The sequence below is a fragment of the Mariniflexile litorale genome, assembly GCF_031128465.2.
In the GTDB taxonomy this organism is placed as follows: Bacteria; Bacteroidota; Bacteroidia; order Flavobacteriales; family Flavobacteriaceae; genus Mariniflexile; species Mariniflexile litorale.
In genome coordinates, this window is sequence record NZ_CP155618.1 from 2,710,796 (window position 1) to 2,724,853 (window position 14,058).

Consider the following 14,058-nt stretch of genomic DNA (forward strand, 5'->3'; position numbering starts at 1 on the left):
ACCCTTTTTTATTATGAACAAATGTATTTTAATATTAAATCTTTGCAGATTTAACAGTTTTAACAATTCTTGCAGCAATTTTGTATGGATCAGCATTAGAAGCAGGACGTCTGTCTTCTAGCCAACCTTTCCAACCTTTGTTAACGGCGATTAATGGAATACGAATTGAAGCACCTCTATCTGAAACTCCCCAAGAGAAATCGTGGATTGAAGCAGTTTCATGTTTACCCGTTAAACGTTGGTCGTTAAACTCACCGTATACAGCTATATGCTCTTTTACAACAGGGCGGAACGCTTCACAAATTTTAGCATAAACATCTTTATCTCCACAAGTTCTTAAAGTTGTATTAGAGAAGTTGGCGTGCATACCAGAACCATTCCAATCCATGTCTTTTCCAAGAGGTTTTGGGTGGTACTCAATATAGAAACCATGTTTTTCAGTAAGTCTATCTAATAAATATCTAGCAATCCATAATTCATCACCAGCTAATTTTGCGCCTTTAGCGAATAATTGGAATTCCCATTGCCCACAAGCAACTTCTTGGTTGATTCCTTCAAAATTCAAACCAGCTTCAATACATAAATCAGCATGTTCTTCAACTAAATCTCTACCATGTGTATTTTTTCCACCAACAGAACAGTAGTACATACCTTGTGGTGCAGGATATCCACCAACAGGGAAACCTAGAGGTAATTGAGTTGCTGTATCCATTATAAAATATTCTTGCTCAAAACCAAACCAGAAATCATCATCGGCATCATCAATAGTAGCTCTACCATTAGATACGTGAGGTGTTCCATCTGCATTCATAACTTCAGTCATTACTAGATATCCATTGATACGTTCTGGATCTGGATAAATAGCTACAGGCACCAATAAACAGTCTGAAGATCCACCTTCTGCTTGTCTTGTAGAAGATCCGTCAAAAGACCAATTTCCTATTTCATCAAGAGTTCCTTTAAAGTTTTCGTGTTCTTCTACTTTGGTTTTACTTCTCATGTTTTGAGTTGGGTAATAACCATCTAACCAAATGTATTCTAATTTAATTTTTGCCATAATATTTTAAAATGAGAAATTAATAATGTTTCAACAAATATATATTTTTATTAAGACACTTCATATCTGCAGGGGTGTTAATCTGAAAACCTAAGTTATTTTTATTTATACCCTATTTTTTTAAGGCTTCTATTATAAAAAGTATATTTTTTTATATAAATAATGAAAAATTCTTAACACAAAGAAAACATATTGTATATGTTATATTTACGATATTATTACTTTTGTAAAAAAATCAATAATTTAATTAAATACCGCTAATGTCTACTTTAAGATTTCATGCTATTAAAGAATCGCTTGCAAATAAGCCTATTTTGGTTGAAGAGAAAGAGCGTAGGTCCGATTTGTTTGGTAAAAACGTTTTTAACGAAAACACCATGCGCCAATACTTAACTAAAGATGCCTTTGTGGGTGTAATGAATGCCGTTCAATTTGGAAAAAAAATTGACAGAAATATTGCAGACCAAGTATCGTCTTCTATGAAAGATTGGGCATTGTCTAAAGGTGTTACGCATTATACACATTGGTTTCAGCCATTAACAGGAACTACAGCCGAAAAGCACGATGCTTTTTTTGAAACTATAGGTAATGGTATGGCTATTGAAAAATTTGGAGGTAGTCAGTTAGTGCAGCAAGAACCTGATGCTTCCAGCTTCCCAAGTGGTGGCATTCGAAATACTTTTGAAGCAAGAGGTTATACTGCTTGGGATCCTACGTCGCCCGCATTTATTTATGGGACAACACTTTGTATACCAACCATATTTGTGGCCTATACTGGTGAAGCTTTAGATTATAAAACACCTTTATTAAGAGCTTTAAATGCCGTTGATAATGCAGCAACCGATGTGTGTAAATATTTTGATAAGAACGTAAAAAAAGTAACATCTTCATTAGGTTGGGAACAAGAATACTTTTTAATTGATAAAATGTTAGCTGCCAGTAGGCCAGACATTACGCTAACAGGAAGAACCTTGTTAGGACATTCATCAGCAAAAGGGCAACAGTTAGATGATCATTATTTTGGATCTATACCAAATAGAGCCTTAAATTTTATGCGCGAATTAGAAACTGAATGTATGTTTTTGGGCATCCCTGTTAAAACGCGTCATAATGAAGTAGCTCCAAATCAATTTGAGTTGGCTCCAATTTTCGAAGAAGCTAATTTAGCAGTAGATCATAATTCATTATTAATGGACATTATGGGGCGTGTGGCTTCTCGACATAATTTCAAGGTATTGTTTCATGAAAAGCCATTTGCAGGTATAAATGGTTCTGGTAAGCATAATAACTGGTCACTTTCAACCGATACTGGGGTTAATTTGTTAGCGCCAGGAAAAACGCCTATGAGTAATTTGCAATTTTTAGCCTTTTTCATCAACACCATAAAAGCGGTTCATGAAAATGAAGAATTGTTAAGAGCTTCAATAGCATCAGCGAGCAATGATCATAGGTTAGGTGCAAACGAAGCGCCTCCTGCTATTATGTCGGTATTTATTGGGCAGCAATTAACTAAGGTTTTGGAAGAGTTAGAAGGGGTTACAAAAGGCAAGTTGTCACCAGAAGAAAAAACAGAGCTTAAACTCAATGTTGTTGGTAAAATACCGGATGTTTTATTAGATAATACTGATAGAAATAGAACATCGCCATTTGCTTTCACAGGTAATAAGTTTGAGTTTAGAGCAGTTGGGTCTTTGGCAAATTGTGGAAACCCTATGACGGTTTTAAATACTATTGTGGCCAAACAGTTAATAGAATTTAAGAAGGAAGTAGATCTCTTAATTGAGAAAAAAGGGCTAAAAAAAGACGAAGCTGTTTTTAATGTGTTAAGGGAATATATAAAGTCTACGAAAGCTATTTTGTTTGAAGGTAATGGGTATGGAAAAGAATGGGAAGATGAGGCGAAGAAAAGAGGGTTAAGCAATAATAAAAGCACGCCAGAAGCTTTAAAAGCTAAAATTTCAAAGAAATCAATAGCATTATTTGAGGAGATGAATGTCATGACTAAAATAGAATCGCAGGCACGTTATGAAATAGAAATGGAAGCCTACATCATGCATATTCAAATCGAAGGTCGTGTGTTAGGTGATATAGCCCGTAATCATATTGTGCCAACGGCGGTAAAATATCAAAACATTTTAATTGAAAACGTTAAAGGCTTAAAAGAAATTTTTGAAGATAGTTTCAAAACGGTATCGCAAGAGCAAATTAATTTAATTAAAATTATTTCAAGTCATATTGAAGGTATTAATACAAATGTTACAAAAATGACTGACGAACGTAGAAAAGCAAATACAATAGAAAACATAGAAGAAAAAGCTTTAGCCTATTGTTACCAAGTAAAACCTTTGTTCGATGATATTCGTAAACACTGCGATAAATTAGAATTGTTAGTGGACGATGAGATTTGGCCATTAACTAAATATAGAGAGCTGTTGTTTACAAGATAAATTTGGGCGTTACCACACGGGCTTTTCGTTGCAAGTCCTCGCTCGTTCCTCGCTGTGGGCTTTCCACTTCAATCCCTAACGCAACTTTAAATACCATACAAGTACAATTAATAAAATCCCGTTGTAAAAAGCGGGGTTTTTTAATTCAAAAAATTAACTTTGCAGCTCAATACAATACTATGGGTCAAGAAGTTTCTAAACGCTATGCACAACGCGGCGTCTCTGCATCAAAAGAAGATGTTCACAATGCTATTAAAAATATCGATAAAGGGTTATTCCCAAAAGCATTCTGTAAAATAGTTCCAGATTATTTAACAAATGACGATGATTATTGTTTGATTATGCATGCTGATGGTGCGGGTACAAAATCCTCACTTGCATATATGTATTGGAAAGAAACAGGTGATATTTCTGTTTGGAAAGGGATTGCTCAAGATGCCTTGATCATGAATATTGACGATTTGTTATGTGTTGGTGCTACTGATAATATTATGTTATCATCAACCATCGGTAGAAATAAAAACTTAATTCCTGGCGAAGTGCTTTCTGCAATTATTAATGGTACAGAAGAGTTGATTTCTGAATTAAAAAATTTCGGAATAACCATTCATTCAACAGGAGGTGAAACAGCCGATGTGGGTGATTTGGTACGTACCATTATTGTTGATTCTACTGTAACTGCACGTATGAAGCGTAGCGATATAATTAATAATGCCAACATTCAAGCTGGGGATGTTATTGTAGGTTTAGAAAGTTACGGGCAAGCAACTTATGAAAAAGCCTATAACGGTGGTATGGGTAGTAATGGACTAACCTCTGCGCGTCACGATGTTTTTAATACGTATTTAGCTTATAAATACCCAGAAAGTTTTGATGCGTCTGTTCCAGAAGACTTGGTGTACTCTGGAAATATAAAATTAACAGATGCTGTTGAAGGTTCTCCAATAGATGCCGGGAAACTGGTGTTATCTCCAACACGAACCTATGGACCCATCATCAAAAAAATATTATCGGTATATAATAGTGATAATATTCACGGCATGGTACATTGTTCAGGGGGTGCACAAACCAAAATTCTTCATTTTGTTGATGAATTTCATATTATTAAAGATAATATGTTCCCCATTCCGCCATTATTTAAATTAATACAAGAACAGTCTAAAACCGATTGGAAAGAAATGTATCAAGTATTTAACTGTGGACACCGAATGGAGTTGTATGTGTCACCAGAAATTGCAGAAAATATTGTTAGTATTTCAAAATCCTTTAATGTTAATGCGAAAATAATAGGTCGTGTTGAAGCATCAAAAACTAAAAAGCTTACAATAAAAAGTGAGTTTGGGGAGTTTAATTATTAAATTTCGTCTTTTTCATTAAAACGGAATGATTATTGATAAAAACGTAATTTATTAAAAGCCAACCTTACATATTATGAAGCATGTTTTATTAATAGCTGTTTGTTTCTTTTTTCAGCTTGCACAATCTCAACCAGACACTTTATTTTTAAGAACAAAAGCACCCAAATATAGCGGTCCTGAATGGATTCAAAAAAACAAAGCTTCGGTAAATTTAAGTGAAGTTACTTTTGTTAATTGGAATTCAGGGGGTAGTAATTCTATTTCTGGTCTTTTAGGAGTGGAATCTTCAGCTAATTATACTGATACCTATTTTTCATGGAGAAACAATGCGGTAATTAAATATGGGGTTAATAAGCAAGAGGCTAGAGAGTTAAGGAAAACAGACGATTTGTTTGAGTTAAATTCAGATATTGGCTTTAAGCCTGATAGTGTTTCAAATTGGTTTTATTCGGCCAAACTTAATTTTAGAACCCAGCTAGCAAACGGTTATAAATATCCAGATAAAGATATTCCTATTTCTAGGTTTTTAGCACCTGGATACTTGTTCTTTGGTGGTGGTATGGAGTATGGAAAAAATATAGATAAAATGTCTTTTTATTTTTCACCTTTAACATTAAAAGCGACATTCGTACTGGATGAAGATTTGGCAAATGCAGGTAAATTTGGAGTTATACCTGCGGTTTATGATGATGAAGGAAATGTGCTTATTCCAGGAGAGCGTGTTAAAAAAGAGCTAGGTATTTTAATAAACAATAGCTATGAAATGGAAGTTGCTACAAATATTAAAGTGAAGCAGCAAGTAAGTCTTTATTCTGATTATGTGAATAATTTTGGAAATGTTGATGTAGACTGGAAGCTTGACTTCGATTTTAAAGTGAACAATTTTGTAAAAGCAACACTTGGTTCTCATTTAAGATATGACGATGATGTAAAAACAACTAAACCAACCGATGTTGAGGGTGTTAACGACGAAGCTGGTGCTAAAGTGCAATGGAAACAGTTTTTAGGTATTGGTTTTGCGGTAGATTTTTAAAGTTGATTTATTGTTAGTTTAAAATAATTGTTAACTTTTCAATGTTAATAAATAATTAAGTATCTAAAAAACAGATATTTAACATAAAGGCTCTGTAAACTTTATGATCATTATCATGTTTTAAGTTTTATTTATTTTGTTACTTTATGGCATTAATTAGTAATGCCATAAATAAAATAAAAATGAATCACAAAATTGCCAAAACCCTCCCAAAAACTTACTCACAAGATGAAGCGTTCAATGCTTCTTTAAACTATTTCAATCAAGATGATCTGGCTGCACGTGTATGGTTGAACAAATATGCCCTAAAAGATTCTGAAGGGAATATTTATGAATTAACACCAAACGACATGCACCAACGTATTGCTAAAGAATTGGCAAGAGTGGAGAAAAAATATCCAAACCCGTTATCTGAAAGTGAAATATTTGATTTAATCAAAAACTTTAAATATATAGTTCCACAAGGAAGCCCCATGGCAGGTATTGGAAATCCATATCAAATTGCCTCACTTTCAAATTGCTTTGTTATTGGAAGCTCAGGTGATTCGGATTCGTATGGTGGCATTATGAAAGTGGATCAAGAACAGGTGCAATTAATGAAACGTCGAGGAGGTGTTGGTCATGATTTATCACACATTCGGCCTAAAGGTTCTGCGGTAAAAAATTCAGCATTAACCTCTACAGGTATAGTGCCTTTTATGGAGCGTTATTCAAACTCAACTAGAGAAGTGGCTCAAGATGGTAGGCGAGGAGCGCTTATGTTGTCGGTGTCTATTAATCATCCCGATTCAGAGGATTTTATAAATGCCAAGTTAGAACAGGGCAAAGTTACAGGTGCTAATGTATCGGTTAGAATTGACGATACTTTTATGCAAGCTGTTAAAAGTGGAGCTGAGTACACTCAAAAATATCCTATATTTAGTAATGAACCCAAAGTTTTAAAAACCATTGATGCAAATTCATTATGGAAAAAAATTGTGTACAATGCATGGAAATCTGCTGAACCAGGTATCTTATTTTGGGACACTATCATAAATGAATCAGTACCCGATTGTTATGCCGACTTAGGTTATAAAACGGTTTCTACAAACCCATGTGGTGAAATACCTCTTTGTCCTTACGATTCTTGTAGGCTGTTGGCTATTAATCTATTTTCATATGTAGAAAACCCGTTTACAGTCGAAGCGTATTTTAATTTTGATTTATTTAAAAAACACGTCGCTATAGCACAGCGTATCATGGATGATGTTATTGATTTAGAATTAGAGAAAATCGATAATATTCTTCTTAAAATAGATGAGGATCCAGAATTGGATGAGGTAAAAGCAACCGAGCGGAATTTATGGATTAATATAAAAAAGAAAGCTGAAGAAGGGAGAAGAACAGGTGTTGGTATTACTGCGGAAGGCGATATGCTAGCCGCTTTAGGTATTCAATATGGGAGTGAAGCGGGTAATGCTTTTTCGTTAGAAGTTCACAAAACTATTGCTATTGAGGCATACAGAGGCTCGGTTTATTTAGCAAAAGAGCGTGGTGCGTTTTCAATTTTTGATGCTGAACGTGAAAAAAACAATCCCTTTATTCAACGTTTGAAAGATGCTGATAGTAAATTGTATTATGAAATGCTGGAGTATGGTAGACGTAACATTGCTTTATTAACCATAGCTCCAACAGGAACCACGAGTTTAATGACGCAAACCACTTCTGGAATAGAACCAGTATTTTTACCAGTTTATAAACGTAGAAGAAAAGTAAATCCCAATGATAAAGAAGCTCGTGTAGATTTTGTTGATGAGTTAGGTGATTCTTGGGAAGAATACGTGGTTTTTCACCACCGTTTCAAGCAATGGATGCAAGTGAATGGTATTGATACTTCTAAAAATTATACTCAAAAAGAGATTGATAAGCTTATTAAAAAATCGCCTTACCATAAAGCAACGTCTAATGATGTGGATTGGTTAAGCAAAGTAAGTATGCAAGGTGCTATCCAAAAATGGGTAGATCATTCTATAAGTGTTACGATTAATTTGCCTAACGATGCTACCGAAGAGTTGGTTGGTGCTTTGTATTTAAAAGCATGGGAAGTGGGTTGTAAAGGAGTGACAGTTTATAGAGATGGTTCGCGTTCAGGTGTGTTAATTGCTAATGAAGAGAAAGAAGATAAGCAGCAGGAATCGTTGACATCATTTCCTATCAAGCGTCCACAAAGTTTGGAGGCTGATGTCGTTCGTTTTCAGAATAGCAAAGAAAAATGGATTGCCTTTATAGGGTTAATTGATGGTAGACCATATGAAATTTTTACAGGTTTGGCCGATGATGAGGATGGTATTCTACTACCGCGTTGGGTGAATGAAGGTGTTATCATCAAAAACAGAAATGAAGATGGAACCTCGCGTTACGATTTTCAATATAAAAATATTAGAGGTTATAAAACCACTATAGAAGGCTTGTCTCATAAGTTCGACCCAGAGTTTTGGAATTATGCCAAATTAATCTCAAGTACGCTTCGTCATGGGATGCCAATCGATAAAATAGTTGATTTAATTAATAGTCTGCAGCTAGATACAGCATCTATAAACACTTGGAAAAATGGTGTGGGGCGTGCGTTGAAGCGCTATGTGGAAGATGGAACACAGGCCAAAGGACATGTGTGCGATAGTTGTAAGTCTGAAAACTTAATATACCAAGAAGGCTGCTTAACCTGTAAAGATTGTGGGTCTTCTAAGTGTGGATAGTAAGTTTTGGAATTAGTAAAAATAGGAAGTTGATTTTAGAATTGACTTCCTATTTTTTATTTAATTCAAAGTGCCAGCGGATAAGTATTTGTAATCTTCTAATTCTTTTAAATCATTAATTAGTTTTGTACAGCCGTTTTTTATTAAGTAAATAGAGTCTGAAATATCAACGATATGGTTATACATATGGTCGGTAATTATTATAGCTTTTTTATTTTTTTCTTCTTCAATAAGTGTTTTTATTTTTTCAATATGTAATGGTGATAAATGTGAAAAAGGCTCATCCAATAAAATGATTTTCTTATTGCTTTTTAAGACTATATAAGTTTCTATTAATCTGCGTTCTCCTCCAGATAGTCTATTGAAATGAATGTTTTTGTTTAGATGAAACATTTCAAAAGCGTTAACAAATCCTGCCCAAGGAATATTAAATAATTTGAAAGCAGTCTTCAATTTAACATTGTTTGGTATAAAATGATGCTGAGGTAAATAGGTAACTTGATTTGTTAGGTATAATGGTTTTAATATGGGTTTATTGTCTATTCTAACTAGTTTGTATTTTGATTTTAACGAACCAAAAATAATTTTTAAAAAACAGCTTTTGCCACTGCCATTGCTTCCTAAAATACCAGTGATTTTTCCTGTTTCAGATTTCAAATAAACACCACTTAAAATACATTTATCTTTAAAATAAAGTTCAATGTTGTCTATTTCTATTATCATACAAACTCCTTAAAGATTAGCAAAAATGGAATGCTTAGTATGGCATCAATACAAAATAATAATGCGAATAATTTAATTGATGAAATTCCCATGTTATGGTAGAAAACTAATTTTCGTTTTATAGTATTTTCATTAGTTAAATACCAAATTAAAATAAGCATCAATAATTTAACAAAAAGCACTGGAATAATGTCATAATCCATAAAAGAAAGGAGGGTGTTAATCCCAAATGACCATATAATAAAGGGTCTGTAAAAAATGAATAATGAAAATAATTGCTGCATGATATTAGTAGTAACGTTAAAAGTTATAAATTATTCTGAAATTATATTGAATTGAAATAAACCTGGCTGTTAAAAATTCATAATTTATCGTATTTTTGCTCCACAATTTAAAAGGTAGATGTTAGACAAATTACAAATAGTAAAGCAACGTTTTGATGAGGTGAGCGATTTGATTATCCAACCAGATATCATGACCGACCAAAAACGATACATTGCATTAAATAAAGAATATAAAGATCTTAAACTTCTTATTGATAAACGAGAGGAATACATTGAAGTTACTAATAATTTAGCTGAAGCTGAAGATATTATTTCTGAAGGAGGGGATGCTGAAATGGTTGAAATGGCTAAAATGCAGTATGAAGAAGCCAAAGATCGAATTCCTAAGTTGGAAGACGAAATCAAAGTTCTTTTAATACCTAAAGATCCCGAAGATACTAAAAATGCTGTAGTGGAATTACGTGCAGGAACTGGTGGTGATGAAGCGAGTATTTTTGCCGGCGATTTATTTAGAATGTACAGCAAATACTGTGAAAGTAAAGGTTGGAAGGTTGATACAGTAGATTTTAGTGAAGGAACAAACGGTGGTTTTAAAGAAATCCAGTTTGAAGTTACTGGTGAAGATGTGTACGGTACTTTAAAATTTGAAGCAGGCGTACACCGCGTACAACGTGTGCCGCAAACGGAAACACAAGGACGCGTGCATACTAGTGCAGCAACGGTTATGGTGTTTCCAGAAGCGGAAGAATTCGATGTAGAAATAAATCCAAAAGAAGTTAGAATCGATTTTTTCTGTTCTTCAGGTCCTGGTGGTCAGTCTGTAAATACTACTTATTCAGCAGTGCGTTTAACGCATATTCCAACGGGATTAGTGGCACAATGTCAAGATCAAAAATCGCAACATAAAAATAAGGAAAAAGCATTTAAAGTATTGCGTTCTCGACTTTATGAAATGGAATTGGCTAAGAAAAATGAAGCCGATGCAGCAAAACGCGGTTCGATGGTAACATCTGGAGACAGAAGTGCTAAAATTAGAACGTATAATTACTCACAAGGGCGGGTAACCGATCATAGAATTGGTTTAACGTTATACGACTTGTCAAATATCGTAAATGGCGACATACAAAGAATTATTGATGAATTACAATTAGCTGAAAACACTGAAAAGTTAAAGGCGAATAGTGATTTGATTTAATCCCTATCAGACTCTTTCCCAAAGGGAAAGACACTCTTGTATTATAAAAAACGTTTAAAATAAATTAAAATAGTGATTTTGTATTTAAATCTTTAGGGTTTGAGGTATGATTAATCACATAACAGTTTCCTCTTTTGGAGGATTGAGGAATGACAACAAACCAACTTATCTCGGAAATCAAAAAAAAACAATCCTTTCTATGCATTGGGTTAGATGTCGATTTAAATAAAATACCACAGCATCTTTTAAAAGAAGAAGACCCTATTTTTGCTTTTAATAAAGCAATCATAGATGCAACACATCATTTATGTGTTGCCTATAAACCAAACACCGCCTTTTACGAAGCCTATGGTTTAAAAGGTTGGAAAGCTTTAGAAAAAACGATCCGTTATATAAACAAAAACCATCCAGAAATTTTCACGATAGCCGACGCTAAACGTGGTGATATAGGGAATACTAGTACCATGTATGCGAAAGCTTTTTTTGAAGATTTAGCATTTGATTCGGTTACTGTAGCACCGTATATGGGGAAAGATTCTGTCGAGCCTTTTTTAGCTTTTGAAGACAAACATACCATTCTATTGGCATTAACCTCAAACGAAGGCGCTTTCGATTTTCAAACGAAAACAGTAGATGGGAAAGAGTTATATAAACAGGTGTTAGAAACTTCAAAAACTTGGAAAAACTCTAAAAACTTAATGTATGTTGTAGGGGCTACAAAAGCAGAATATTTAGCAGATATTAGAAATATTATTCCTGATAGTTTTTTATTGGTTCCAGGAGTTGGTGCACAAGGGGGTAATTTACAAGAGGTTTGCAAATATGGAATGAATGCCCAAGTTGGTTTGCTAATCAATTCTTCAAGAGGCATTATTTATGCTTCCAAGAATGAAGATTTTGCACAAGTTGCAGTCACCAAAGCCTTAGAACTTCAGCGTGAAATGCAAGTTATTTTATCTAAATAGTAATTATCCGTTTACAGTTTGTGAGTAGTCTACCTTATGGATGTCTTCCACAAAGTTCGAAATTATTTTTTCAATTTCTTTTAAACTCATTAACTTATTTAAGTTGGGTTTAATTTTGCCAACTTTACAAAAATGTGGACTCATAGCTTCTTTTTTGTATAAATTACGGAAGTTTGTCAGTTTTGGATGTGACTAAAAAGTTAAAGAATTAATAAAAAAAAGAAGAAATTAAAATTTCACTTGATTTCTTGAAAAATACCGGAGTGTATTTAGTTTGTTAAGTAAACGCATAGCTCGAAATTCTGCAACATCGCTAAGCTCTGAATCTGTTTGACGGAAATTATATGCTTGTTCCATCAGCTCTTTATATTGCTCATCGAGTTTTTTTTGACGATTTGTTATGATATCATTAGCGCTCATATATACGTCTGATTAACAGATAACTAAATATACATTTTTTATTCAGAAATGTGATGATATATTTAATTTATTTTTCAAACACTAAAAAAAAATGAGTAAATAAGTCTATTTTTAGTCTTGTAGAGCAAATACTTTTTTCAATAAATCTGTAGTTCTAGACGATAAATTGTTACGAATTTCTTTTTCTTCAACGGCAATCATTGTGTAAACACCTTTTAAGGCTTCACCAGTAACATAATCTGTTAAATCAGGATTTACATCAGAAGTAAAAGGAATGCTGTTATATTTATTTATAAGATTACTCCAAATTTCATCAGCTCCCACTTTACTAAATGAATTTTTTATTACAGGATTGAATTTAGCATATAATGCAGTTTGGGTTTTACCGTTTAGATATTGGGTTGCTGCATCATCGCTACCAATTAATATGTTTTTTGCATCTGCAAATGTGATGCCCTTAACAGCGTCAATAAATATTGGAGTAGCTTCTTTTACAGCATCTTCGGCAGCTCTATTAAGTGCTTTTAAACCTTCATCTGCTAATTTGCTTAAACCAATATCTCTAAGACCTTTATCTACTTTCTGTAATTCTTCGGGTAATAAAATTTTAACCAGATTGTTTTTATAAAATCCATCGGTTTGCGTTAATTTTGCAACTTGTTTTTCAATTCCAAAATCTAAGGCTTGTCTTAAACCTGCAGCAATTTCATCATTTCCAAGACCAACTCCTTGTGGTAATTGATTAACAACTTGTTGTAATTCTGCACAGGCAGTAAGATTTAAAACTAAAAGGAATAATGAAATTTTACGAATCATGGTTTTTGAATTTGAGGTTCTTAAGATGGTAAATATAAGTAATTAAGAGAAAATAATAGTTTTATTATTATAAACCATTACTTTTCTATTGGTATGTAGTTTAATGGCATTAGCCAATACTATTTTTTCTAAATCGCGTCCTTTGGCAATTAAATCTTCGATAGAATGTGAATGAGACACACGGGTAACACCTTGGTCTATAATGGGGCCAGCATCTAGTTCTTCGGTGACATAATGACTCGTAGCTCCAATAATTTTTACGCCGCGTTTAAATGCCGAGTGGTATGGTTTGGCACCCACAAATGCAGGTAAAAACGAATGGTGTATGTTAATTATTTTGTTAGGATACTTGGTAATTAATTTTTCAGAAATAATTTGCATGTACCTTGCTAAAACAATAAAATCAATTTTATATTTTTCTAATAGTGCCAATTGTTGTTGTTCAGCTTCTTGCTTGGTGTCTTTGGTTACAGGAATGTGATAAAACGGAATTTTAAAACTATCTGCAATTGGTTTTAAATCTAAATGATTACTAACTATAAAAGGTATTTCTAAATTAAGTTCACCAGAATTGTAACGCCCTAATAAATCGTATAAGCAGTGGTCGTATTTAGAAATAAACAAGGCCATTTTAGGTTTTCTAGCCGACGAATAAATACGCCATTTCATTCCAAATTTTCCAGCTAAATTGTTTTTAAATGCTTCTTTAAATTTATCGGCGGTAAAAGATTCATGAATAAATTCGCTTTCTAAACGCATAAAAAAAATATTTTGCTCTCTATCAACATGTTGGTCTATATACACAATATTACCTTGTTTTTCAGCAACAAAATTGGTTACAGAAGCAATAATATTTGGACGGTCTTTACAATGAATTAGAATAGTAATCTTTTGCATTTAATTAAAATGATTTAAGTTCAAAATTAACTTAAAAATTAGATACGTATCAGGTGTGATTATAATTTTAGATAATCGTTTGTAAATGCTTGATTTTTTTGAATATTTCGTAAATTTGAGCTATGTAT

General features: G+C 33.3%; 12 protein-coding genes. 6 read left to right on the forward strand and 6 right to left on the reverse strand.

What is annotated here, in order from left to right; all coding sequences use genetic code 11:
* Nucleotides 1–34 precede the first annotated feature (34 nt).
* Nucleotides 35–1,057 (reverse strand): glutamine synthetase beta-grasp domain-containing protein, encoded by a 1,023-nt coding sequence (locus QLS71_RS11185; protein ID WP_308993048.1) that lies wholly within the window; start codon nt 1,055–1,057, stop codon nt 35–37.
* A gap of 260 nt (nt 1,058–1,317) precedes the next feature.
* On the opposite strand from QLS71_RS11185, the gene QLS71_RS11190 reads away from it, so the two are divergent.
* The 4 genes from QLS71_RS11190 (at nt 1,318) to QLS71_RS11205 (ending at nt 8,630) form a co-directional block, all read left to right on the forward strand.
* Complete coding sequence (locus tag QLS71_RS11190) at nt 1,318–3,504, forward strand: glutamine synthetase III (protein WP_308993049.1); 2,187 nt, start codon at nt 1,318–1,320, stop codon at nt 3,502–3,504.
* 179 nt (nt 3,505–3,683) lie between these two features.
* On the forward strand, nt 3,684–4,862 hold the full coding sequence (locus QLS71_RS11195) for an AIR synthase related protein (protein ID WP_308993050.1): 1,179 nt from the start codon (nt 3,684–3,686) through the stop codon (nt 4,860–4,862).
* Nucleotides 4,863–4,935: 73 nt separating this feature from the next.
* Complete coding sequence (locus QLS71_RS11200; RefSeq protein WP_308993051.1) at nt 4,936–5,895, forward strand: DUF3078 domain-containing protein; 960 nt, start codon at nt 4,936–4,938, stop codon at nt 5,893–5,895.
* A 182-nt stretch (nt 5,896–6,077) separates the two neighbouring features.
* Nucleotides 6,078–8,630, forward strand: coding sequence for an adenosylcobalamin-dependent ribonucleoside-diphosphate reductase (locus QLS71_RS11205; RefSeq protein ID WP_308993052.1), 2,553 nt, complete (start codon nt 6,078–6,080; stop codon nt 8,628–8,630).
* 60 nt (nt 8,631–8,690) lie between these two features.
* Here the strand turns inward: QLS71_RS11205 and QLS71_RS11210 are convergent, their stop codons facing one another.
* Nucleotides 8,691–9,353, reverse strand: coding sequence for an ABC transporter ATP-binding protein (locus tag QLS71_RS11210; RefSeq protein ID WP_308993053.1), 663 nt, complete (start codon nt 9,351–9,353; stop codon nt 8,691–8,693).
* 402 nt (nt 9,354–9,755) lie between these two features.
* Between QLS71_RS11210 and prfA the strand changes: the two genes are divergently transcribed.
* Together prfA and pyrF are read left to right on the forward strand one after the other, a co-directional pair.
* On the forward strand, nt 9,756–10,832 hold the full coding sequence (gene prfA, locus QLS71_RS11215) for a peptide chain release factor 1 (protein ID WP_308993054.1): 1,077 nt from the start codon (nt 9,756–9,758) through the stop codon (nt 10,830–10,832).
* Nucleotides 10,833–10,981: 149 nt separating this feature from the next.
* Nucleotides 10,982–11,797 (forward strand): orotidine-5'-phosphate decarboxylase, encoded by an 816-nt coding sequence (gene pyrF, locus QLS71_RS11220; protein ID WP_308993055.1) that lies wholly within the window; start codon nt 10,982–10,984, stop codon nt 11,795–11,797.
* A gap of 3 nt (nt 11,798–11,800) precedes the next feature.
* Here pyrF and QLS71_RS11225 read toward each other — a convergent pair whose 3' ends face one another.
* The 4 genes from QLS71_RS11225 to purU all read right to left on the reverse strand — a co-directional run bounded on the left by QLS71_RS11225 (nt 11,801) and on the right by purU (nt 13,930).
* Nucleotides 11,801–11,941 carry a hypothetical protein gene (locus tag QLS71_RS11225; protein WP_308993056.1) on the reverse strand — a complete coding sequence of 47 codons (141 nt, stop codon included), beginning with the start codon at nt 11,939–11,941 and terminating at the stop codon, nt 11,801–11,803.
* Nucleotides 11,942–12,025: 84 nt separating this feature from the next.
* A complete protein-coding gene (locus tag QLS71_RS11230) occupies nt 12,026–12,217 on the reverse strand; it encodes a Lacal_2735 family protein (protein ID WP_308993057.1) in 192 nt (63 codons plus the stop codon).
* A gap of 111 nt (nt 12,218–12,328) precedes the next feature.
* Complete coding sequence (locus QLS71_RS11235; RefSeq protein WP_308993058.1) at nt 12,329–13,033, reverse strand: DUF4197 domain-containing protein; 705 nt, start codon at nt 13,031–13,033, stop codon at nt 12,329–12,331.
* A gap of 42 nt (nt 13,034–13,075) precedes the next feature.
* The gene (purU, locus tag QLS71_RS11240) at nt 13,076–13,930 is read right to left on the reverse strand and encodes a formyltetrahydrofolate deformylase (protein ID WP_308993059.1); all 855 of its coding nucleotides are present in this window, start codon (nt 13,928–13,930) and stop codon (nt 13,076–13,078) included.
* Nucleotides 13,931–14,058 lie beyond the last annotated feature (128 nt).